Annotated in this window: 19 protein-coding genes and 1 pseudogene; 16 read left to right on the forward strand and 4 right to left on the reverse strand. The window is 68.9% G+C overall.

Annotated elements, in window-relative coordinates; genetic code table 11:
• The first annotated feature begins 38 nt into the window (after positions 1 to 38).
• Positions 39 to 812 (forward strand): SDR family NAD(P)-dependent oxidoreductase, encoded by a 774-nt coding sequence (locus WT26_RS06430; protein ID WP_059529692.1) that lies wholly within the window; start codon positions 39 to 41, stop codon positions 810 to 812.
• An 11-nt stretch (positions 813 to 823) separates the two neighbouring features.
• The gene (locus tag WT26_RS06435; protein ID WP_059528772.1) at positions 824 to 1,882 is read left to right on the forward strand and encodes an L-idonate 5-dehydrogenase; all 1,059 of its coding nucleotides are present in this window, start codon (positions 824 to 826) and stop codon (positions 1,880 to 1,882) included.
• Positions 1,883 to 1,970: 88 nt separating this feature from the next.
• On the opposite strand, the gene WT26_RS06440 is transcribed toward WT26_RS06435, so the two are convergent.
• Entirely contained in the window at positions 1,971 to 3,170 is a 1,200-nt protein-coding gene (locus tag WT26_RS06440; RefSeq protein WP_069272405.1) for an MFS transporter, read from the reverse strand.
• A gap of 189 nt (positions 3,171 to 3,359) precedes the next feature.
• Between WT26_RS06440 and cynR the strand changes: the two are divergent.
• Positions 3,360 to 4,258 (forward strand): annotated as a pseudogene (gene cynR / locus WT26_RS06445) (transcriptional regulator CynR).
• A gap of 100 nt (positions 4,259 to 4,358) precedes the next feature.
• Here cynR and WT26_RS06450 read toward each other — a convergent pair.
• Positions 4,359 to 5,081, reverse strand: a complete 723-nt coding sequence (locus WT26_RS06450; RefSeq protein ID WP_081333713.1) for a FadR/GntR family transcriptional regulator — start codon at positions 5,079 to 5,081, stop codon at positions 4,359 to 4,361.
• A 212-nt stretch (positions 5,082 to 5,293) separates the two neighbouring features.
• Between WT26_RS06450 and WT26_RS06455 the strand changes: the two genes are divergently transcribed.
• From WT26_RS06455 to WT26_RS06465, 3 genes are all read left to right on the forward strand, one after another.
• Positions 5,294 to 6,616, forward strand: a complete 1,323-nt coding sequence (locus tag WT26_RS06455; protein WP_059528780.1) for a C4-dicarboxylate transporter DctA — start codon at positions 5,294 to 5,296, stop codon at positions 6,614 to 6,616.
• Between the two features lie 106 nt (positions 6,617 to 6,722).
• On the forward strand, positions 6,723 to 7,730 hold the full coding sequence (gene alc / locus WT26_RS06460) for an allantoicase (RefSeq protein WP_059528784.1): 1,008 nt from the start codon (positions 6,723 to 6,725) through the stop codon (positions 7,728 to 7,730).
• A gap of 14 nt (positions 7,731 to 7,744) precedes the next feature.
• The gene (locus tag WT26_RS06465; protein ID WP_069273702.1) at positions 7,745 to 8,269 is read left to right on the forward strand and encodes an ureidoglycolate lyase; all 525 of its coding nucleotides are present in this window, start codon (positions 7,745 to 7,747) and stop codon (positions 8,267 to 8,269) included.
• A gap of 83 nt (positions 8,270 to 8,352) precedes the next feature.
• On the opposite strand, the gene fur is transcribed toward WT26_RS06465, so the two are convergent.
• Positions 8,353 to 8,781, reverse strand: a complete 429-nt coding sequence (gene fur / locus WT26_RS06470; RefSeq protein WP_034182711.1) for a ferric iron uptake transcriptional regulator — start codon at positions 8,779 to 8,781, stop codon at positions 8,353 to 8,355.
• Between the two features lie 142 nt (positions 8,782 to 8,923).
• Between fur and WT26_RS06475 the strand changes: the two genes are divergently transcribed.
• From WT26_RS06475 to WT26_RS06515, 9 genes are all read left to right on the forward strand, one after another.
• Positions 8,924 to 9,721 carry an outer membrane protein assembly factor BamE gene (locus WT26_RS06475; RefSeq protein WP_069272407.1) on the forward strand — a complete coding sequence of 266 codons (798 nt, stop codon included), beginning with the start codon at positions 8,924 to 8,926 and terminating at the stop codon, positions 9,719 to 9,721.
• Positions 9,722 to 9,783: 62 nt separating this feature from the next.
• Positions 9,784 to 10,581: a 4-hydroxy-tetrahydrodipicolinate reductase gene (gene dapB / locus WT26_RS06480; protein ID WP_069272408.1), complete on the forward strand. Its 798-nt coding sequence runs from the start codon at positions 9,784 to 9,786 to the stop codon at positions 10,579 to 10,581.
• Positions 10,582 to 10,604: 23 nt separating this feature from the next.
• Positions 10,605 to 11,273 carry a MotA/TolQ/ExbB proton channel family protein gene (locus tag WT26_RS06485; protein WP_059528793.1) on the forward strand — a complete coding sequence of 223 codons (669 nt, stop codon included), beginning with the start codon at positions 10,605 to 10,607 and terminating at the stop codon, positions 11,271 to 11,273.
• Positions 11,274 to 11,297: 24 nt separating this feature from the next.
• Entirely contained in the window at positions 11,298 to 11,759 is a 462-nt protein-coding gene (locus WT26_RS06490) for an ExbD/TolR family protein (RefSeq protein ID WP_069272409.1), read from the forward strand.
• Between the two features lie 198 nt (positions 11,760 to 11,957).
• Positions 11,958 to 14,552, forward strand: coding sequence for a leucine--tRNA ligase (gene leuS, locus WT26_RS06495; RefSeq protein ID WP_059528800.1), 2,595 nt, complete (start codon positions 11,958 to 11,960; stop codon positions 14,550 to 14,552).
• Positions 14,553 to 14,589: 37 nt separating this feature from the next.
• On the forward strand, positions 14,590 to 15,144 hold the full coding sequence (gene lptE / locus WT26_RS06500; RefSeq protein WP_059528803.1) for an LPS assembly lipoprotein LptE: 555 nt from the start codon (positions 14,590 to 14,592) through the stop codon (positions 15,142 to 15,144).
• A gap of 18 nt (positions 15,145 to 15,162) precedes the next feature.
• Positions 15,163 to 16,260 (forward strand): DNA polymerase III subunit delta, encoded by a 1,098-nt coding sequence (gene holA, locus WT26_RS06505; RefSeq protein WP_069272410.1) that lies wholly within the window; start codon positions 15,163 to 15,165, stop codon positions 16,258 to 16,260.
• A gap of 137 nt (positions 16,261 to 16,397) precedes the next feature.
• Positions 16,398 to 17,669 (forward strand): glutamate-5-semialdehyde dehydrogenase, encoded by a 1,272-nt coding sequence (locus WT26_RS06510; protein ID WP_059484648.1) that lies wholly within the window; start codon positions 16,398 to 16,400, stop codon positions 17,667 to 17,669.
• A gap of 21 nt (positions 17,670 to 17,690) precedes the next feature.
• Complete coding sequence (locus WT26_RS06515; RefSeq protein ID WP_011350935.1) at positions 17,691 to 18,113, forward strand: CopD family protein; 423 nt, start codon at positions 17,691 to 17,693, stop codon at positions 18,111 to 18,113.
• Between the two features lie 169 nt (positions 18,114 to 18,282).
• Here WT26_RS06515 and WT26_RS06520 read toward each other — a convergent pair whose 3' ends face one another.
• On the reverse strand, positions 18,283 to 19,131 hold the full coding sequence (locus WT26_RS06520; protein WP_059528808.1) for a MurR/RpiR family transcriptional regulator: 849 nt from the start codon (positions 19,129 to 19,131) through the stop codon (positions 18,283 to 18,285).
• A gap of 293 nt (positions 19,132 to 19,424) precedes the next feature.
• Between WT26_RS06520 and edd the strand changes: the two genes are divergently transcribed.
• Positions 19,425 to 21,281 (forward strand): phosphogluconate dehydratase, encoded by a 1,857-nt coding sequence (gene edd / locus WT26_RS06525; RefSeq protein WP_059664293.1) that lies wholly within the window; start codon positions 19,425 to 19,427, stop codon positions 21,279 to 21,281.
• The last annotated feature ends 1 nt before the right edge of the window (position 21,282 follow it).

Here is a 21,282-nt window from a genome sequence, read left to right on the forward strand (position 1 = left end):
CGATGGGCCGCCGGCTCGACTGGCACGAGGAGACATGCATGACCCACGCGCTCGAACGGTTCCGCCTCGACGGCCGCCGCGCACTGATTACCGGTTCCGGACGCGGGATCGGGCTGACGCTCGCCCGCGGGCTGGCCGAAGCCGGCGCGGCGATCGTCATCAACGATCGCAATGAGGAGAAGGCCGCGACGCTCGTGCGGCACCTGCGCGAGGAAGGCTTCGCGGCCGACTACGCGGTCTTCGACGTCGCCGAGCACGCGCAGGTGCGTGCGGCGGTCGACGATTTCGAGGCGCGCGTCGGCGCGATCGACATCCTCGTGAACAACGCGGGCATCCAGCGCCGCGCGCCGCTCGACGCATTCGAACCCGACGACTGGCAGGCACTGATGCGCGTGAACCTCGACGGCGTGTTCAACGTCGCGCAGGCGGTGGCGCGGCACATGATCGCGCGCGGCCGCGGGAAGATCATCAACATCTGCTCGGTGCAGAGCGAACTCGCGCGGCCGACGATCGCACCGTATGCGGCGACCAAGGGCGCGGTGCGGATGCTGACGAAAGGGATGTGCGCCGACTGGGCGCGCCACGGCATCCAGGCGAACGGCCTCGCCCCCGGCTATTTCGAAACCGAACTCAACCGCGCGCTGGTCGACGACGCGGCGTTCTCCGACTGGCTGTGCAAGCGCACGCCGGCCGGCCGCTGGGGGCGCGTCGACGAGCTGTGCGGGGCGGCGATCTTCCTCGCGTCGGCCGCGTCCGATTTCGTGAACGGCCAGACGCTGTTCGTCGACGGCGGCCTGACCAGCGCCGTATAAGGAGAACCATCATGCGGATGCGTTGCATGTGTGTCGTGATCCACGGGCCGAACGACCTGCGGGTGGAAGAGCAGGACACGGGCGAGATCGGCCCGGGGCAGGTGCGCGTCGATGTCGCGATGGGCGGCATCTGCGGCTCCGATCTCCATTACTTCCGGCACGGCGGCTTCGGTGCGATCCGGCTGCAGCAGCCGATGGTGCTCGGTCACGAGGTCGCCGGCACCGTCGCGGAAGTCGCGCCGGACGTGACGTCGGTGAAGGTCGGCGATCGCGTCACGGTCAATCCGAGCCGGCCGTGCGGTGCGTGCCGCTACTGCCTGGAAGGGTTGCCGAACCAGTGCCTCGACATGCGCTTCTACGGCAGCGCGATGCGGATGCCGCACGTGCAGGGCGCATTCCGCGACGCGCTCGTGTGCAACGCGGCGCAGTGCGTGAAGGTTGCCGATCACGTGCCGATGTCGCTCGCGGCGCTTGCCGAACCGTTCGCGGTCGGTCTGCATGCGGTGTCGCGCGCGGGCTCGCTGATCGGCAAGCGCGTGCTCGTGTCGGGCTGCGGGCCGATCGGCGTGCTCGCCGTCGCGGCGGCGCGCGTGCACGGCGCGGCGGAGATCGTCGCGACCGACGTCGTCGAGGCGCCGCTGGAAGTGGCGGGCGCGCTCGGCGCCGACCGCACGATCAACGCGGCGGCCGACGCCGGTTGGGTCGAGCGCTACAGCGCCGACAAGGGCACGTTCGACGTGATGATCGAGTGTTCGGGCAATGCGCGCGCGCTGCGCGACGGGCTGGACGTGATGCGTCCGCGCGGGGTCGTCGTGCAGCTCGGGCTCGGCGGCGACGTCAGCCTGCCGCAGAACGTCGTGGTCGCGAAGGAGCTGTCGATCTGCGGTTCGTTCCGCTTCCATGCGGAATTCGCGCTCGCGGTGCAGCTCATCAATGCGGGACGCGTCGACCTGCGGCCGGCCGTCACGCGCGTGTTCCCGGTGCGCGACGCGAACCTCGCGTTCGAACTGGCCGGCGACCGGCAGCGCGCGATGAAGGTGCTGATCGATTTCGCGGGCGAGGCTGCGTGACGCCGGCAGGGCGGATGAGTGGTCGGGCGGCCGCCATCCGCTCCTGCGCGATCCCGCGACGGATTGCGTCCCGCCGGCGGGCGTCGCGCTACTGCGGCGCCTGCCTTGCGCCGACGCGCTGCGACGCAAGCCAGAGTGCGATCAGCACGCCCGCGAGCGCCGCGCCCGCGACGCACACGCCGCGCCAGCCGTCGATGCCGTACGCGACGCTCGCCGCGAACGACCCGAGCGCGCCGCCGATGAAGTAGCTCGTCAGGTAGATCGTCGTCACGCGGCTGCGCGCGTTGCCGGCCAGCGCATAGATCACGCTCTGGTTCGAGATGTGCATCCCCTGCACGCCGACGTCGAGCAGCAGGATGCCCGCGATCAGCGCCGCGAGCGAGTGCGCGCCGGCCGCGATCAGCGCGAACGACGCGAGCACGGCCGCCGCGAACAGCCCCGTCGCCGCATTGCCGTGTCCGCGATCGACCAGCCTGCCGGCCGACGTCGCCGCGAGCGCGCCTACCGCGCCGACGACGCCGAACAGGCCGATCTGCCCTTCGGAATAGCTGTACGGCGGCTGGCTCAGCAGGAACGTGAGGCCCGTCCACAGCAGGCTGAAGCACGCGAACACGAGCGCGCCGTAGGTGGAGCGCAGCGCGATCAGCGGTTGCGCGCGCACCAGCGCGACGAGCGACTTCATCAGCGCCGCATAGTCGAGGCGCGCGTCGCGGCGATCCTTCGGCAGCTTCACGGCGAGCACGACCGTCAGCACGAACACCATCGCCGCGGCGATGCCGTACACCGCCCGCCAGCCGAGCCCGTCGGCGATCGCACCGGCCGCCACGCGCGCGAGCAGGATGCCGAGCAGCAGCCCGCTCATGACGGTGCCGACCGCGCGGCCGCGCGAGCGCGCGTCGGCGAGCGACGCCGCGAACGGCACCAGCAACTGCGTCGAACAGGTGACGAAGCCGACCGCGACGTTCGCGGCGATGAATGCATGGAAGTTCGTGCTGCACGCGACGCCCGCCAGCGCGACGACGTTGAGCATCAGCAGCCGCACGATCAGCGTGTGGCGGTTGACAGCGTCGCCGAGCGGGACGATCAGCAGCAGGCTCGCCGCATAACCGAGCTGCGTCAGCGTGACGAGATAGCCGAGTTCGGTCGGCGCGCGGCCGAAGCTGTGCGCGATCGCGGCGAGCAGCGGCTGCGCGTAGTAGATGTTGCCGATGACGATGCCGCACGCGCACGCGAACAGCAGCGTCATGCCGCGCGTCAGGGCGGGGTGGGTGTCGTGGTGCGGGTTCATCTTTCCGGAAATCGGCGGCGCGGGTTACGGGAAACGGGCCGGCGCGGTTGCCGCGTTCGCGGGCCGCGCCGATGCGGCGGGCGGGCACGGCGTGCCGGTAGGGAAGCGCGTATGATGCGGACATCCGGCCATAGCGTCCAAGACTGGCTTGTTATGGTTTCGATTGGCCAAACCAATACCTGATTCGCGATGCTACTCCGCCACATCCGCTATTTCCTGGCCGTCGCCGAGCAGCGCAGTTTCACGCGCGCGGCCGACGCGCTGCACGTATCGCAGCCGACGCTGTCGCAGCAGGTCCGCCAGCTCGAGGACACGCTCGGCGTGCAGCTGTTCGACCGCTCGGGCCGCACGGTGCAGCTCACCGAGTTCGGCGAGGTCTATGCGCGCCACGCGCGCGCCGCGCTGCATGAACTCGATACGGGGCAGCGCGCGCTGCACGACGTCGCCGGTCTCGGCAGCGGGTCGTTGCGGCTCGCGATGATGCCGACCTTCGCGGCCTACCTGAGCGGCTCGCTCGTCGATGCGTTCAACACTGCGTACCCGAACGTCGCGCTGACGATCGACGCGATGCCGCAGGAACGCATCGAGGCGCTGCTCGCCGACGACCGGCTCGACGCGGGCTTCGCGTTCATGCCGCCGCCCGGCTGCCGGACATCGACGCACTGCCGCTGTGGGACGAGCCGCTCGCGCTCGTGACGGGCCGCACGCACCGTCTTGCGCGGCGCCGCCGCGCGCTGACGCCGGCCGAGCTCGGCGGCGAGCCGCTGGTGCTGCTCAGCCGCGCGTTCGCGACGCGCGAGAGCATCGACCGCTATTTCATCGAGCACGGCGCGCGGCCGCGCATCGCGATCGAGGTGAACGCGATCAACGCGATTCTCGAGCTCGTGCGGTGCGGCCGGCTCGCGACGGTGCTGCCCGACGCGGTCGCGCGCGAGAGTGCCGACCTGTGCGCGCTGGAGATCGATCCGCCGCTGCCCGCGCGCACGGCTGCGCTGCTGACGCGCAAGGGCGCGTACCGCAGCGTCGCGGCGCGCGCGTTCATCGAGCGCACGCTCGCGCATGGCGATGCGCCGGCGCGCGGGCGTTAGCGGACGTTGATCGACGTTGGTGGATTTTGGCCGGAACGCGCGCGGAGACCGCAAAGACTGAAGCGCGCCGCAAAGGCGGAACGCCCGGCCGAGCGGCCGCTCAGGCGCCCGGCGTCGGGAAGTACATGCCCGCGCGCTGCGCGGCGTTCGCGATGTGCGTTTCGATCGCGGTGCCCGCGGCGGCCGCATCGCGTGCGATCAGCGCGTCGACGATCGCGCGGTGCTCGTGCCACGTCGACAGCAGCAGCTCGCGCCGGTAGAACGGCATGCGCTGGCTTTCCTTCATGATGTCGGCGCTGCTGCGCAGGATCGATTCGATCGCCGCGTTGCCCGCGAGATGGATGATCCGCATGTGGAAGTCGAAGTCGAGCTGCGATGCCGCGTCGAGCGCGCTTTCGGTGAGCGCGACGTGCAGGTCGGCGAGGTTGTCCTCGAACCACGCGATGTCGTCGTCGGTGACGACGTGCGCGGCCATTCGCGCGGCGAACCCTTCGAGCGCATAGCGCATCTGGTACGTATCGGGCGGCGACGACTGCTCGGCGAACCGCCAGGCATGCGCGGCCGTGGCCTGCGCGCTTTCGACATACACGCCCTTGCCCGCGCGGATGCGCAGCATCCCGAGCGCCTCGAGCGTCGACAGCGCCTCGCGCAGCGACGCGCGGCTGATCTCCAGCTCCTCGGAGAGCTGGCGCTGGGCCGGCAGCAGGCTGCCGACCGGATACACGCCTGCCTCGATCCGGTCGCGGATCGTCGCGATGGCGGCGTCGGTCACGGTATGCGGAACGTTTTTCATGAGATGAACTTTGGCCGGTCTGACCGGCATTGTAATCCGCACGCAGGCGGTGCACGAACGCCCTACGGGAAAGCCACGATCTGCCCCTGTCCGGTGCGTTTCGGGCGGACGGGGAGGGGTGGGAAATCCCTATTTTGTCCGTCCTTGACGCCACTATATCGGCTTCCTACTATCCACCATAACATCACTGGTCTTACCAGTATGAACAGACGAAACTGCAACCGTTGGATCGGGAGAGCGCCGTGTCGAAATTCCTCAATTCGCTGTTTGGCCGGGTAGTCGTCGCACTAGTCCTGGGGATCGCGCTCGGCGCGTTCTTCCCGCATTTCGCCGAGTCGTTGCGACCGCTCGGCGACGGCTTCCTCAAGCTCATCAAGATGGTGATCGGGCCGATCGTGTTCTGCGTCGTGGTCAGCGGGATGGCGAACGCGGGCGACCTGAAGAAGGTCGGCCGGGTCGGCCTGAAGGCCGTCATCTACTTCGAGGTGATGACGACGCTCGCGCTCGGCATCGGCCTCGTGCTCGCGTGGCTCACGCGCCCGGGCGTCGGGATGAACATCGACCTGCGCTCGCTCGACGCGTCGTCGCTCGCGTCGTACGCGAAGAACGCCGAAAGCCTGAAGGACACGGCCGGCTACCTGATGAAGATCATCCCCGAGACCGCGATCGACGCGTTCGCGAAGGGCGACATCCTGCAGATCCTCGTGTTCGCGGTGCTGTTCGGTTCCGCGCTGTCGCTGCTCGGCGACAAGGCGCAACGCGTCAACGCGCTGATCGAGGAACTGTCGCACGTGTTCTTCCGGATCATCGGCTTCATCATCAAGCTCGCGCCGCTCGGCGTGCTCGGCGCGATCGCGTTCACGACCGGCAAGTACGGCGTCGCGTCGCTCAAGCAGCTCGGCTACCTGGTCGCGGTGTTCTACCTGAGCTGCTTCGTGTTCGTCACGGTCGTGCTCGGCGTGGTGATGCGGCTCGCGGGCTTCTCGGTGTTCAAGCTGATCCGCTACCTGCGCGAGGAACTGTCGATCGTGCTCGGCACGGCGTCGTCGGACGCGGTGCTGCCGCAGGTGATGCGCAAGCTCGAATACATGGGCGTGAAGGATTCGACGGTCGGCCTCGTGATCCCGACCGGCTATTCGTTCAACCTCGACGGCTTCTCGATCTACCTGACGCTTGCCGTGCTGTTCATCGCGCAGGCCACCAACACGCCGCTGTCGACGCATGACCTGATCGTCGTGCTGCTGGTGTCGCTCGTCACGTCGAAGGGTGCGCACGGGATCCCGGGCTCGGCGATCGTGATCCTCGCGGCGACGCTGTCGGCGATCCCCGCGATTCCCGTGCTCGGCCTCGTGCTGATCCTGCCGGTCGACTGGTTCGTCGGCATCGCCCGCGCGCTGACCAACCTGATCGGCAACTGCGTCGCGACGGTCGTCGTCGCGGTGTGGGAGAACGACATCGACCGGGCCCGCGCGAAGCGCGTGCTGAACCGCGAGCTGCGCTACGTGCCGGCTGAAGAGGAAGACCGCGCGGCGCCGGTCGCCGGCGACCAGGCTCACGCGCTCTGAGCGCAACCCCGCGCGGGCGGCCTTGCCCCGGGCTGCCCCGCACACTTGGCATTCATGTGGCCGGCGCCTCGACGCGCCGGCCCTTCATCGAACTTCAGGAGACGACATGGCAGCCCCCATCCTCGACCCGGATGCGCCGGCGTTTACGCGGCGTTACATGAACCTCGCCGACCCGCGCCTCGGGGCGCAAGCGCTCTTCGCCAGCGACGAATTCTTCGCGCCGAAGGAACGCATGCTGAATCCCGAGCCGGCCGTGTTCATCCCCGGCAAGTACGACGACCACGGCAAGTGGATGGACGGCTGGGAAACGCGCCGCAAGCGCACGACCGGCCACGACTTCTGCGTGGTGCGGCTCGCGCGGCCGGGCGTGATTCACGGCGTCGACCTCGACACGAGCCATTTCACCGGCAACTTCCCGCCGGCCGCGTCGATCGACGCATGCGTCGCCGAAGGCGACACGCCGTCCGACAACGCCGAATGGCGCACGATCGTCCCGGCGACGACGCTGCAGGGCAATTCGCATCACTACGTGAGCGTCGACGATGCGCAACCTTATACGCACCTGCGCGTGAACCTGTACCCGGACGGCGGCCTCGCGCGGCTGCGCGTGTACGGCCAGCCGCAGCGCGACTGGCGCCGGGTGCCGGCCGGCGAGCTCGTCGATCTCGCGGCGATCGAGAACGGCGGCTACCTGGTGGCCGCGAACAACCAGCACTTCGGCCCGGCATCGCAGATGCTGATGCCGGGTCGCGGCGCGAACATGGGCGACGGCTGGGAAACGCGGCGCCGCCGCGAGCCGGGCAACGACTGGGCGATCGTCGCGCTCGCGCGGCCGGGCATCATCCGGCGCGTCGAGGTCGACACCGCGTTCTTCAAGGGCAATTTCCCCGACCGCTGCTCGCTGCAGGCCGCATCGGTGGCGGGCGGCACCGACGATTCGCTCGTCACGCAGGCGATGTTCTGGGCCGAACTGCTCGGCGAGCAGAAGCTGTCGATGGACCACGTCCACACGTTCGACCAGCTTGCGGCGCTCGGGCCCGTCACGCACGTGCGTTTCAACATCTTCCCGGACGGCGGCGTGTCGCGCCTGCGTCTGTGGGGCGAGCCGGCTTGAAGGAGGGCAACGGCATGAGCGGATCCCGCATCCTGCGCGTCGAGCGCCTGACCCGCGAAGCGTTCGCGCCGTTCGGCGACGTGATCGCGCTCGAAGGCGCGCGGCATTTCCCGATCAACGGCGGCACGACCGAGCGCTTCCACGATCTCGCGACGATCGACGTGTGCGCGGACGGCGGCCGCCCGCTCGTCAGCGTGTTCCGCGCGCAGCCGCGCGCGCTGCCGGTCGCGCTCACGCTGATGGAGCGCCATCCGCACGGCAGCCAGGCGTTCATCCCGCTCGCGGCGGTATCGCGTTACGCGATCGTCGTCGCGCCGGCCGGCGAGTTCCGGCCCGACGCGATGCGCGCGTTCCTCGCGGAAGGCTGGCAGGGCGTGAACTATGCGAAGGGCGTCTGGCACCATCCGCTGCTCGCGCTCGATGCGGTCAGCGATTTCGTGATCGTCGATCGCGGCGGCCCGCAGCCGAACTGCGACGAAATCCCGCTCGACGGCGCCTGGCGGCTCGAACTCGCGCCGGCCTGCGCAAGCGCGGCCTGACCGGCGCCGGAACGCGCCCCAAAAGACGACGGCCCGCCCGGCGCAATGCCGGGCGGGCCGTCTCGCATGCGCGTGCGCGCGGATCAGTGCTTGCGGTGCGGGCAGTTCTCGGTCGTGCACGAACCGTACATCGCGAGCGAGTGCTCCTGGAGCCGGAAGCCGCGCTCCTTCGCGATCGCCTGCTGGCGGCCTTCGATCTCCGCGTCGAAGAATTCCTCGACCCGGCCGCAATCGAGGCACACGAGGTGGTCGTGGTGCGAGCCTTCGTTCAGTTCGAACACGGCCTTGCCGGATTCGAAGTTGCTGCGCGACAGCAGGCCGGCCTGCTCGAACTGCGTCAGCACGCGGTAGACGGTGGCGAGCCCGATGTCGAGCTGCTCGTTGAGCAGGTTCCGGTAGACGTCTTCCGCCGTCAGATGGCGCACCGGGCTTTGCTGGAAGATCTCGAGAATCTTGAGGCGCGGTAGGGTGGCCTTTAGCCCGATATTCTTGAGATCCGTCGGATTGGTCATGGCTAGGCATCCCTAGAGTACAATGCAGGGCTTCAATGTTACCGGCTTTTCGCCGTTCCAGAAACACGCGCGGCCTGCGACGCGGGCCTGCACGGTGAGGGAAATGATTCCAGAATCTCTTTCGCACTTTCAGAGGAGCCGCATGCGGAGTGTCATCATCGCTGCCGCCGCCGTTGCCGCGCTGGCTGGTTGTTCGTCGTACGACAGCGTGACGCAGCGCATCGCGCAGAGCATCACCCCCTACCGGATCACCGTCGTGCAAGGCAACTTCGTGTCGCAGGAGAAAGCCTCGCAGCTGCAGGTCGGCATGTCGCGCGAGCAGGTACGCGCGCTGCTCGGCACCCCGCTGCTGGCGGACATGTTCCACGCCGACCGCTGGGATTACCTCTTCTACTTCAAGCGCGGCTCGACGGCGGTCGTCCAGCAGCGCGATCTCGTCGTGACGTTCTCGGGCGATCGCGTCGCGGGCTGGACGGGGGCGGACAACCTGCCTTCCGAACTCGACCTGCTGGCCGACATCGACGGCGACCGTGGCGGCAAGAAGGCGAAGCAGGCGGCTGCGACCGCCGCTGCCGCGAGCGGCGCGAGCGCGGGGCAGACGGCTGCCGCACCGGTGGCGGTCGTGGTGCCGGAAGCGGCGAGCGCCGGCGCCGTCGCCGACCAGGATGCGAACGCGCAGGCCGCCCGCGCGGCGAACCGCGCGACCAACCAGGTGTCCGGGCAGGGCGGGTCCTCGCGGCGGTTCACGCCGTCCACGCAGGCTGCCGGCGGTGCGCCGGTGCCGGGCGGCCAGCCGCCGGGCGCGGTTCCGGCGATCCAGCCGCAGTTCCAGTTCCATCGTCCGCCGCCGCCGAACGCGTCGAACGAGGCGTCGCCGCCGGTCGGCCCGCAAGGCTCCGACACGCTGCAGAACCAGCCGCTCACCGCGCCGGCGCAGTAAGCCCGGGCGCGGAAACAGGGCGGCATGCGCCGCCCGCCTTTAGACCTGTCGTGTAGAAAGCCATGAAGATTGCGATTGCCGGCGCATCGGGCCGTATGGGCCGGATGCTGATCGAAGCCGTTCTCAACGATTCCGACGCGCAGCTCGTCGGCGCGCTCGATCGCGCCGATTCGCCGTTCCTCGGCCAGGACGCCGGCGCGTTCCTCGGCAAGGAAACCGGGGTCAGGCTGACCGCCGATCTCGACGCCGTGTTCACGCAGGCCGACTACCTGATCGACTTCACGCGTCCGGAAGGCACGATGGCCCATATCGAGGCCGCGCTGCGCCACGACGTGAAGCTCGTGATCGGCACGACCGGCTTCACCGCCGAGCAGAAGGCCGAACTGCAGGCCGCGGCGGGCAAGATCGGCATCGTGTTCGCGGCGAACATGAGCGTCGGCGTGAACGTCACGCTGAAGCTGCTCGAATTCGCGGCGAAGCATTTCTCGCACGGCTACGACATCGAGATCATCGAGGCGCATCACCGCCACAAGGTCGATGCGCCGTCGGGCACCGCGCTGATGATGGGCGAGGCGGTCGCCGGCGCGCTCGGGCGCTCGCTCGACGATTGCGCGGTGTACGGCCGCCACGGCGTGACGGGCGAACGCGATCCGTCGTCGATCGGCTTCGCGGCGGTGCGCGGCGGCGACATCGTCGGCGATCACACCGTGCTGTTCGCCGGGATCGGCGAGCGCATCGAGATCACGCACAAGTCGTCGAGCCGCGTGTCGTATGCGCAGGGCGCGTTGCGCGCGGTCCGCTTCCTGTCGGCGCGCGGCGCCGGCCTGTTCGACATGCAGGACGTGCTCGGCCTGCGCTGACCCCACGGCACGGGGAAACTCCGATGGCGATACCCACCGGCGTTGTCCACTACCTCGAAAGCGGCGATGCGATCACGCATGCCGTCGCTTATGTGCTGCTGGCGATGTCCGTCGCCAGCTGGTGCTTCCTCCTCATGAAAGCCTGGCTGCTGGTCCGCGCGAAGCGGCAGGGGCCGCGCGCGCTCGCCGCGTTCTGGCGCGCGCCGTCGCTCGACGCGGGCATCGCCGCGCTCGCCGGCGCCGATCGCGAGCGCGTGTTCGTGCCGCTCGCCGAAGCCGCGCGCGATGCGGCCGACGACCACGACCCGGCCGCGCTGGCCGCGCGCGTCGAGCGCAGCGAACGCGTGCTGCGTGCGTTGCGGCACGCGATGCTGCGCTCGCAGCGGCGCCTCGAATTCGGCCAGGTGCTGCTCGCGTCGATCGGCAGCACCGCGCCGTTCGTCGGGCTGCTCGGCACCGTGTGGGGCATCTACCACGCGCTCGGCAGCATCGCCGCGAGCGGGCAGGCGCAGATCGAGAACGTCGCGGGGCCGGTCGGCGAGGCGCTGATCATGACCGCGTTCGGGCTCGTGGTCGCGATTCCCGCGGTACTGGCCTACAACATCCTCGGGCGGCTCGTGCGGCAGCTCGCCGAGGAACTCGACGGTTTCGCGCGCGACCTGCACGTGTTCGTGTGCGCGCAGGAAGCCTGACGCGCCCATTCCGGAGGAGCGACCATGGCATTCGGCGGACTCGAGCACCACAAGACGTCCGCGCCGATGGCGGAGATCAACATGACGCCGCTGATCGACGTGATGCTGGTGCTGCTCGTCATTTTCATCATCACCGCGCCGTTGATGACGCACGCGATCCGGCTCGACCTGCCGAAGGTCGCGGCCAGCGTCGCGCGCGACACGCCGCAATCCGTCACCTTGTCGATCGACGACGCGGGCAAGCTGTACTGGGACGACGCGCCGGTGGCGCTCGACGCGCTGCCCGCACGCTTCCGGGCCGCCGCCGCGGGCGGTGCGCCGCCCGAGCTGCGGCTGCGAGCGTCGCGCGCGACCCGCTACGACGTGATTGCGCAGGTGATGGGCGCCGCGCAGGCCGCCGGCCTCACGCGGATCGGCTTCGTGACCGACGTGCCGACGCCGCAGCGAGGTTCCGCCGCGCTGCCTGCCGCGCCGGCGAACCGCTGAGCGGGCCGGGGCCCGCCGCGCCGCCGGCGCGAACGGGCCGCGACCCGCGAGACCGGCCGTGCGGGCCGGCGCGGACGGTATAATTGCCGTTTTTCCCCGGTTGGCAGAAATGCCCCAGGCAATCCGGGCAAGCACGATTTTCGATCCACTCCTGCGCGCGCGCCGTCGCGCCGCTTAAAGCCTAGTCCGAACCACACCATGCACGAGAGATACGTACCCGCCGACGTCGAAGCCGCCGCCCAGGGCGACTGGCGCGCAGCCGATGCCTACAAGACGCAGGAAGATTCGCAGAAGCCGAAGTTCTACTGCGTGTCGATGCTGCCGTACCCGTCCGGCAAGCTGCACATGGGTCACGTGCGCAACTACACGATCAACGACGTGATGTACCGCTATCTGCGGATGAACGGCTACAACACGCTGATGCCGATGGGCTGGGATGCGTTCGGGATGCCGGCCGAGAACGCCGCGATGGCGAACGGCGTGCCGCCCGCGAAGTGGACCTACGACAACATCGACTACATGAAGGGCCAGATGCAGTCGATGGGCCTCGCGATCGACTGGTCGCGCGAGATCGCGACGTGCAAGCCGGACTACTACAAGTGGAACCAGTGGCTGTTCCTGAAGATGCTCGAGAAGGGCATCGCGTACAAGAAGACGGGCACCGTGAACTGGGACCCGGTCGACCAGACCGTGCTCGCGAACGAGCAGGTGATCGACGGCCGCGGCTGGCGCTCGGGCGCGCTCGTCGAGAAGCGCGAGATCCCGATGTACTACCTGCGCATCACGCAGTACGCGGATGAGCTGCTGAACGACCTCGACGGCCTCGGCTGGCCCGAGCGCGTGAAGATCATGCAGCAGAACTGGATCGGCAAGAGCTTCGGCGTGAACTTCGGCTTCCCGTACGAACTCGACGGCGAGAAGAAGCTGCTGCGCGTGTTCACCACGCGCGCCGATACCATCATGGGCGTCACGTTCTGCGCGATCGCGGCCGAGCACCCGCTCGCCACGCGTCTGGCGCAGGACAAGCCGGAACTGCTCGCGTTCATCGACGAATGCAAGCGCGGCGGCGTCGCCGAGGCCGACGTCGCGACGATGGAGAAGAAGGGCGTCGCGACGGGCTTCTCGGTCACGCACCCGCTGACCGGCGAGCCGGTCGAGGTGTGGATCGGCAACTACGTGCTGATGAGCTATGGCGAAGGCGCGGTGATGGGCGTGCCGGGCCACGACGAGCGCGATTTCGCGTTTGCGAAGAAGTACGGCCTGCCGATCAGGCAGGTGATCTCGGCCGAAGGCCAGACGTACTCGCTCGACGCATGGCAGGAGTGGTACGGCGACAAGGAAACCGCGGTCTGCGTGAACAGCGGCAAGTACGACGGCCTGCGCTACACGGAAGCCGTCGACGCGGTCGCGGCCGACCTGAACGCCGGCGGCTTCGGCGACAAGCAGGTCACGTGGCGCCTGCGCGACTGGGGCGTATCGCGCCAGCGCTACTGGGGCACGCCGATCCCGATCATCCACTGCCCGTCGTGCGGCGACGTGCCGGTGCCCGAGCAGGATCTGCCCGTCGTGCTGCCGGAAGACCTCGTGCCGGACGGCTCGGGCAACCCGCTCGCGAAGTCGGAAGCGTTCCTGAACTGTTCGTGCCCGAAGTGCGGCGCGGCCGCGAAGCGCGAAACCGACACGATGGACACCTTCGTCGATTCGTCGTGGTACTTCTCGCGCTACACGGCGCCGGACGCCGAGACCATGGTCGACGCGCGCACCGACTACTGGATGCCGATGGATCAATACATCGGCGGCATCGAGCACGCGATCCTGCACCTGCTGTATTCGCGCTTCTGGACCAAGGTGATGCGCGACCTCGGCCTCGTGAAGTTCGGCGAGCCGGCGAAGAACCTGCTCACGCAGGGGATGGTGCTGAACGAGACGTTCTACCGTGAAGACGCTTCCGGCAAGAAGACCTGGTACAACCCGGCCGACGTGACGGTCACGCACGACGACAAGGGCCGCCCGGTCGGCGCGACGCTGAACACGGACGGCCAGCCGGTCGTGCTCGGCGGCATCGAGAAAATGTCGAAGTCGAAGAACAACGGCGTCGATCCGCAGGTGCTGATCGACCAGTACGGCGCCGATACCGCGCGCCTGTTCACGATGTTCGCCGCGCCGCCCGAGCAGCAGCTCGAGTGGTCGGGTGCGGGCGTCGAGGGCGCGAGCCGCTTCCTGCGCCGCGTGTGGAGCTTCGGTGCGACGAACCGCGAAGCGCTCGCCGCGCGCGCGGGCTTCGACGCGGCCGCGCTCGGCGAAGCCGACAAGGCGCTGCGCCGCGAGATCTACAGCGTGCTGAAGCAGGCCGATTTCGATTACCAGCGCCTGCAGTACAACACGGTCGTGTCGGCCGCGATGAAGATGCTGAACGCGATCGACGGCGCGAAGGGCGCGACGCCCGGCGTGCTGCGCGAAACGTACGGCGTGCTGCTGCGGGTGCTGTACCCGGTCGTGCCGCACGTCACGTTCGAGCTGTGGAAGGCGCTCGGCTATGCGGACGAATTCGGCCCGCTGCTCGACGCGCCGTGGCCGAAGGTCGACGAGGCCGCGCTCGAGCAGGCCGAGATCGAACTCGTGCTGCAGGTGAACGGCAAGGTGCGCGGCGCGCTGAAGGTCGCGAAGGACGCGAGCCGCGAGGCGATCGAAGCGGCGGCGGTGGCGGACGAAGCGTTCGCGAAGTTCAGCGACGGCAAGCCGGCGAAGAAGATCGTCGTCGTGCCGGGCCGCCTCGTGAACATCGTCGTCTGACGGCCCCGGCCGCCGGACGTACCCAGAAGGAGCGAAGGTGATCCGCAGATCGTTTTTGATGCTCGCCGTCGGCAGCGCGGTCGCGCTGTCGGCATGCGGCTTCCAGTTGCGCGGCCAGCAGGACTACGCGTTCAAGCACCTGCTGATCGTCGGCGCGCCGGCGCCGGTCGAGGCGCGCTTCGTGCGCCTCGTCGAGGCCGGCAGCGACACGAAGATCGTCAAGTCGGCGGACGACGCCGACGCCGTGCTGCGCATGTGGGAGTCGCGCGGGCAGAACACGCTGACGCTCAACAAGTTCGGCTCGGCGCAGGAATACGCACTGTTCTATACGCTGAACTACACGCTCACGAGCAAGGACGGCACCGTGCTGATCCCGCCGAGCGCGATCGCGTTGAACCGCGCGATGACGTATAGCGACCAGTACACGAACGCGAAGGCGCAGGAAGCCGACATCCTGTACGGCGACATGCAGAACGACGCGGTCGACCAGATGATGCGGCGTCTCGCGATCGTCCACTCGCTGACCCCGGCGCCGGAAGACGTGGTGCCGGGCGTCGCGCCGCGCGCGCCGTTGCCGCCGCCGCCGCTCTGATCGACGGCGTACGCACCGATGCAATTGCGACTTGATGCACTGGAGCCGCACCTCGCGAAGGGGTTGGCCGGGCTCTATACCGTCTACGGCGACGAGCCGCTGCTCGCGCAGGAGGCGTGCGACCGCATTCGTGCGGCCGCACGTGCGGCCGGCTTCACCGAGCGTTCGGTGCATACGGTCGAGCGCGGTTTCGACTGGAGCGTGCTGCTCGGCGCGACCCAGGCGATGTCGCTGTTCGGCGAGCGCCAGCTGATCGAGCTGCGCATTCCGTCGGGCAAGCCCGGCAAGGAAGGCGCCGACGCACTGAAGACGCTCGCGGCCGCGCCCAACCCCGACGCGCTGATGCTCGTCACGTTGCCGCGCCTCGATGCGGCCACGCAGAAATCCGCCTGGTTTACCGCGCTGCAGAACGGTGGCGTCGCGCTGAAGATCGATCCGGTCGACCGCGCGCAGCTGCCGAACTGGATCGGCCAGCGCCTCGCGATGCAGGGCCAGCGCGCCGCGCCCGGCGAGGACGGGCGGCGCGCGCTGCAGTTCATCGCCGAGCGCGTCGAAGGCAACCTGCTCGCCGCGCACCAGGAAATCCAGAAGCTCGGGCTGCTGTATCCGCAGGGCGCGCTGTCGTTCGAACAGGTGCACGACGCGGTGCTGAACGTCGCGCGTTACGACGTCTTCAAGCTGAACGAAGCGATGCTCGCCGGCGACGCCGCGCGGCTCGCGCGGATGATCGACGGGCTGAAGGGCGAGGGCGAGGCGATCGTGCTGGTGATGTGGGCCGTCGTCGAGGAATTGCGCACGCTGCTACGGATCAAGCGCGGCACGACGGCCGGCAAGCCGCTGGCGACGCTGTTGCGCGAGAACCGCGTGTGGGGGCCGCGCGAGCGGCTGATCGGCCCCGCGCTGAACCGTGTGTCGGAAGCCGTGCTCGAGAAGGCGCTCGCGTTTGCCGCGAAGCTCGACCGGCAGGTGAAGGGCCTGTCCGCGGTGACGCCGGGCCGCCGCACGCAGGACGAACCGCCGCCCGATCCATGGGACGGGCTGTTCCAGCTCGCGATGACGGTGGCCGGTGCCCGCGGCGAGCGACCGCCGACCGCGGGTCGCGGCGTGCGGCGCTAAGTCCCGCCTGCGGCGCCAGCGCGCCGTCCGCAACCCGCTTACAATTGCTTCGACAGCCGGCGCGGCCGATGCCGCCGCGTCGCGCCTTTCCCGACGAATTCATGCCGCCCAGCGCGGCGCGCTTCTCGAGTCACACGATGGATATCGATCAGTACATGACCGACCTGGGCCGTCGCGCCCGGCACGCTTCCCGCGCGATGGCGCGCGCCAGCACGGCCGCGAAGAACGCGGCGCTCGACGCCGTGGCTCGCGCGATCGAACGCGACGCGCAGGCACTGAAGGATGCGAATGCCCGCGATGTCGCCCGTGCCCGTGAAAAGGGGCTCGATGCGGCGTTCGTCGATCGCCTGACGCTGTCGGACAAGGCGCTGAAGACGATGGTCGAGGGCTTGCGCCAGGTTGCGTCGCTGGCCGATCCGATCGGCGAGATCGGCAACCTCAAGTACCGCCCGAGCGGAATCCAGGTGGGCCAGATGCGCGTGCCGCTCGGCGTGATCGGCATCATCTACGAATCGCGCCCGAACGTGACGATCGACGCGGCCGCGCTGTGCCTGAAGTCGGGCAACGCGACGATCCTGCGCGGCGGCTCCGAAGCGCTCGAATCGAACGCGGCGCTCGCGAAGCTGATCGGCGAAGGGCTCGAAGCCGCCGGCCTGCCGCAGGACGCGGTGCAGGTCGTCGCGACGGCCGATCGCGCGGCGGTCGGCAAGCTGATCACGATGACCGAATACGTCGACGTGATCGTGCCGCGCGGCGGCAAGAGCCTGATCGAGCGCCTGATCAACGAGGCGCGCGTGCCGATGATCAAGCACCTCGACGGCATCTGCCACGTGTACGTCGACGATCGTGCCGACCTCGGCAAGGCGCTGACCGTCTGCGACAACGCGAAGACGCACCGCTACGGCACCTGCAACACGATGGAGACGCTGCTGGTCGCGAGCGGTGTCGCGGCCAAGCTGCTGCCGCCGCTCGGCAAGCTGTATCGCGACAAGCAGGTCGAGCTGCGCGTCGATGCGGCCGCGCGTGCGGTGCTCGCCGATGCGGGCGTCGGCCCGCTCGTCGATGCGACCGAGGAAGACTGGCACACCGAGTATCTCGCGCCGGTGCTCGCGATCAAGGTCGTCGACGGCCTCGACGCCGCGATCGAGCACATCAACCATTACGGCTCGCACCACACGGATGCGATCGTCACCGAGGATCACGACCGCGCGATGCGGTTCCTGCGCGAGGTCGATTCGGCGAGCGTGATGGTCAACGCGTCGACGCGTTTCGCGGACGGTTTCGAATTCGGCCTCGGCGCGGAAATCGGCATCTCGAACGACAAGCTGCATGCACGCGGCCCCGTCGGCCTGGAAGGGCTGACGTCGCTGAAGTACGTCGTGCTCGGGCACGGCGAAGGCCGCCAATAACACACGCGAGGCACACAATCGATGGCGATGCTCTGGGTCAAGACGTTCCATATCGTTCTGATCGCCGCGTGGTTCGCGGGGCTTTTCTACCTGCCGCGCATCTACGTGAACCTGGCGATGGAAACCGATCCGGCCGCCGTGCGGCGCCTGTTGCTGATGGCGCGCAAGCTGTTCCGCTTCATGACGATGATCGCGGTGCCGGCGCTGGCCTGCGGGTTGTGGCTGTGGCTTTCGATCGGCATCGGGCAGGGGCAGGGCTGGATCCATGCGAAGGTGACGGTCGTGCTGCTGCTGATCGTCTATCACGCCTATTGCGGGCACCTGCTGCGGGTGTTCGAGCGTGGCGAGAACCGCCGCACCGACAAGTGGTATCGCGTGTTCAACGAACTGCCGGTGCTCGGCATGCTCGCGGCGGTCGCGCTGGTCGTGATCAAGCCGTTCTGAGTCGAGCGGCCGGCGAGGGGCGGCCGGCACGGTTGTCTGCACCGATCCCTGCGCGACGGCGCCCTTCGGGGCGCCGTTCGTCGTTTACGTGCGGGCCGGCTGTCGGCTGACGCGCCGGATCGTGCGCGGGTTCCGCATCGATCATGCGACGGCCGGTGCCGCGTGTGGGTCAATCCTTCGCGCCGTCGTCGATCCGGCGGCGCGTGATCGCCTCTTTCGCGCGGCCGACCCGCTCCATGAGCGCGGGGCCGCGCGACAGCGCGACACCGACCGCGAGGATGTCGCCGATCGCGAGATGCGACATCCGCGACGTCATCGGCGAGAACACGTCCGTTTCCTCCGCGACGTTCGATGCGAGGCTCACCGTCGCGAGCTTCGCGAGCGGCGAATGGCTCTGCGTGATCGCGACGACCTTCGCGCCGCACGCGAGCGCGGAACGCGCGGCGTCGACGATGTCGCGCGTGCGGCCGGTGTTCGAGATCGCGACGACGACGTCGTGCGGCCCGAGCAGCGCCGACGACATCGAGAACGTGTGCGGGTCCGAATACGCGACGCTCGGCACGCCGAGCCGGAAGAACTTGTGCTGGATGTCCTGCGCGGCGATGCCGGAGCCGCCGGCGCCGTAGAACTCGATCCGCGATGCATTCGACAGCAGCGCGATCGCTTCGGCGACGCTGCCGGCCGACAGGCTGTTGCGCACCTCGATCAGCGCGCCGATCGTGCGGTCGAACACCTTGCCGATGATGCCGGGCGCCGGTTCGTCGGGTTCGACGTCGCGATAGACCGACGACACGCCCGGCGCGACGCTCTGCGCGAGCCGGATCTTGAATTCGCGGAAGCCGCTGCAGCCGAGCGCCTGGCAGAAGCGCGCGATCGTCGGCTGGCTGACGCCCGCGCGCGTCGACAGCTCGGTCATCGCGAGGTCGAGCACCTCGCGCGGCGCGGCGAGGATGTAGTCGGCGAGCTTGCGCTCGGACGGGCGCAACTCGGCGCGGATCGCTTCAATGCGGGGCAGCATGGGACGGCAGGCAGGAATCGGGTTCGGATGAGCGAGTGTATCGCAATCGAATTGTAGAAAATCTACAAGAAATTACTAACTGATTCGTCAACAACTGATGGCGCGCGGGATACCGGTGATTAGGGTTTTCACTAGGTGAAGCCTTGCTGGTGGCGGGAATAAGGGTTGCGTGCATGCGGATCGACATTGCGTGCGTGTAGTTTTTCTACTAGACTGGCTTCGTTCGGTCGACGCACTCGACCGTCCCCACGATTCCAACCGCCGGTGTCGGCCGGCATACAGGAGCGCCCAGCATGACGTCGCTGCACCCCACTCTGGCGAAGGTCACCGAACGCGTGATCGCCCGCAGCCAATCGACCCGTTCCGCCTATCTGCAGCGCATCGACGGCGCGCAGGGCAAGTTCCCGGCCCGCGGCGCGCTGTCGTGTGCAAACCTCGCGCACGGCTTCGCGGGCCTCGAGGGCAACGACAAGTTCGCGATCAAGGCGATCCGCGAGCCGAACATCGGCATCGTGTCCTCGTACAACGAGATGCTGTCCGCGCATGCGCCGTACAAGGACTTCCCCGAGATCATCAAGGCGGCCGCGCGCGAGAACGGCGGCGTCGCGCAGTTCGCGGGCGGCGTGCCGGCGATGTGCGACGGCGTCACGCAGGGCAACCCGGGGATGGAGCTGTCGCTGTTCTCGCGCGAGGCAATCGCGATGGGCACGGCGATCGCGCTCACGCACAACATGTTCGACGCGGCGCTGTGCCTCGGCATCTGCGACAAGATCGTGCCGGGCCTCCTGATCGGCGCGCTGCAGTTCGGCCACCTGCCGACGATCTTCGTGCCGGCCGGCCCGATGACGAGCGGCCTGTCGAACGACGACAAGGCGAAGATCCGCCAGCAGTTCGCGACCGGCCAGGTCGGCCGCGACGCACTGCTCGAAGCCGAATCGGCCGCGTATCACGGCCACGGCACCTGCACGTTCTACGGCACCGCGAACAGCAACCAGATGCTGATGGAGCTGATGGGGCTGCACCTGCCGGGCTCGGCATTCGTTCATCCGCACACGCCGCTGCGCACCGCGCTGACGGCCGAGGCCGCGCGCCGCGTGCTCGACCTGACCGTCGAGCGCGGCCGCTACACGCCGATCGGCCATGTGATCGACGAGAAGGCGATCGTCAACGGGATCGTCGCGCTGCTCGCGACGGGCGGCTCGACCAACCACACGCTGCACCTCGTCGCGATCGCACGCGCGGCCGGCATCCTGATCGACTGGAACGACTTCGACGAACTGTCGGCGGTCGTGCCGCTGCTCGCGAAGATCTACCCGAACGGCAAGGCCGACGTGAACCACTTCCACGCGGCGGGCGGCGTGGCCTTCCTGGTGCGCAACCTGCTCGAGGGCGGGCTGCTGCACGAGGACGTGACGACGGTCGCGGGCAAGGGCCTGTCGCTCTACACGAAGGAGCCGAAGCTGATCGACGGCAAGCTGACGTGGGTCGACGGCGCGGCCGAGAGCCACGACACGAAGGTGCTGCGCGGCATCCGCGACCCGTTCCAGCCGGACGGCGGCCTGCGCCTGATGCAGGGCCGGCTCGGCCGCGGCGTGATCAAGATTTCGGCGGTCGCACCCGAGCACCGCAAGGTGAGGGCGAGCGCGATCGTGTTCGATTCGCAGGAAGCCGTGCAGGAGGCCTTCGATCGCGGCGAGCTGAAGCGCGATTTCGTCGCAGTGGTGCGCTTCCAGGGCGCGCGCGCGAACGGGATGCCCGAGCTGCACCGTTTGACGCCGCTGCTCGGCGTGCTGCAGGATCAGGGCTTCCACGTCGCGCTCGTCACCGACGGCCGCATGTCGGGCGCATCGGGCAAGGTGCCGGCCGTGATCCACGTGTCGCCGGAAGCGCTGCTGGCCGGCCCGCTCGGCAAGGTGAAGACGGGCGATACGCTCGTGATCGACGCCGAAGCCGGCGTGCTCGACATCGAGGTCGACGCCGCGGAGTGGCAGGCGCGCCCGGTCGCGCAGCCGCTGCACCAGGCCGAGAACGAGGTCGGTTTCGGGCGTGAACTGTTCGGCGTGTTCCGCGCGGCCGCCGCGCCGGCCGAGCAGGGCGCATCGGTTTTCGGCGCGCTGGTCGGCGAAACCGCCGCCCACGTCGCCGCATGAA

This window comes from Burkholderia cepacia, from assembly GCF_001718835.1.
Lineage (GTDB): Bacteria > Pseudomonadota > Gammaproteobacteria > Burkholderiales > Burkholderiaceae > Burkholderia > Burkholderia cepacia_F.

What these genes read in the sequence shown, in the direction of transcription:
- WT26_RS06440 (WP_069272405.1), bottom strand. Translation starts at nt 3,170, where the DNA reads ATGAACCCGCACCACGACACCCACCCCGCCCTGACGCGCGGCATGACG.
- dapB (WP_069272408.1), top strand. Translation starts at nt 9,784, where the DNA reads ATGAAGATTGCGATTGCCGGCGCATCGGGCCGTATGGGCCGGATGCTG.
- holA (WP_069272410.1), top strand. Translation starts at nt 15,163, where the DNA reads ATGCAATTGCGACTTGATGCACTGGAGCCGCACCTCGCGAAGGGGTTG.
- WT26_RS06475 (WP_069272407.1), top strand. Translation starts at nt 8,924, where the DNA reads ATGCGGAGTGTCATCATCGCTGCCGCCGCCGTTGCCGCGCTGGCTGGT.
- WT26_RS06490 (WP_069272409.1), top strand. Translation starts at nt 11,298, where the DNA reads ATGGCATTCGGCGGACTCGAGCACCACAAGACGTCCGCGCCGATGGCG.
- WT26_RS06485 (WP_059528793.1), top strand. Translation starts at nt 10,605, where the DNA reads ATGGCGATACCCACCGGCGTTGTCCACTACCTCGAAAGCGGCGATGCG.
- WT26_RS06515 (WP_011350935.1), top strand. Translation starts at nt 17,691, where the DNA reads ATGGCGATGCTCTGGGTCAAGACGTTCCATATCGTTCTGATCGCCGCG.
- fur (WP_034182711.1), bottom strand. Translation starts at nt 8,781, where the DNA reads ATGACCAATCCGACGGATCTCAAGAATATCGGGCTAAAGGCCACCCTA.
- WT26_RS06435 (WP_059528772.1), top strand. Translation starts at nt 824, where the DNA reads ATGCGGATGCGTTGCATGTGTGTCGTGATCCACGGGCCGAACGACCTG.
- edd (WP_059664293.1), top strand. Translation starts at nt 19,425, where the DNA reads ATGACGTCGCTGCACCCCACTCTGGCGAAGGTCACCGAACGCGTGATC.
- WT26_RS06465 (WP_069273702.1), top strand. Translation starts at nt 7,745, where the DNA reads ATGAGCGGATCCCGCATCCTGCGCGTCGAGCGCCTGACCCGCGAAGCG.
- alc (WP_059528784.1), top strand. Translation starts at nt 6,723, where the DNA reads ATGGCAGCCCCCATCCTCGACCCGGATGCGCCGGCGTTTACGCGGCGT.
- WT26_RS06510 (WP_059484648.1), top strand. Translation starts at nt 16,398, where the DNA reads ATGGATATCGATCAGTACATGACCGACCTGGGCCGTCGCGCCCGGCAC.
- WT26_RS06520 (WP_059528808.1), bottom strand. Translation starts at nt 19,131, where the DNA reads ATGCTGCCCCGCATTGAAGCGATCCGCGCCGAGTTGCGCCCGTCCGAG.
- WT26_RS06430 (WP_059529692.1), top strand. Translation starts at nt 39, where the DNA reads ATGACCCACGCGCTCGAACGGTTCCGCCTCGACGGCCGCCGCGCACTG.
- leuS (WP_059528800.1), top strand. Translation starts at nt 11,958, where the DNA reads ATGCACGAGAGATACGTACCCGCCGACGTCGAAGCCGCCGCCCAGGGC.
- WT26_RS06450 (WP_081333713.1), bottom strand. Translation starts at nt 5,081, where the DNA reads ATGCCGGTCAGACCGGCCAAAGTTCATCTCATGAAAAACGTTCCGCAT.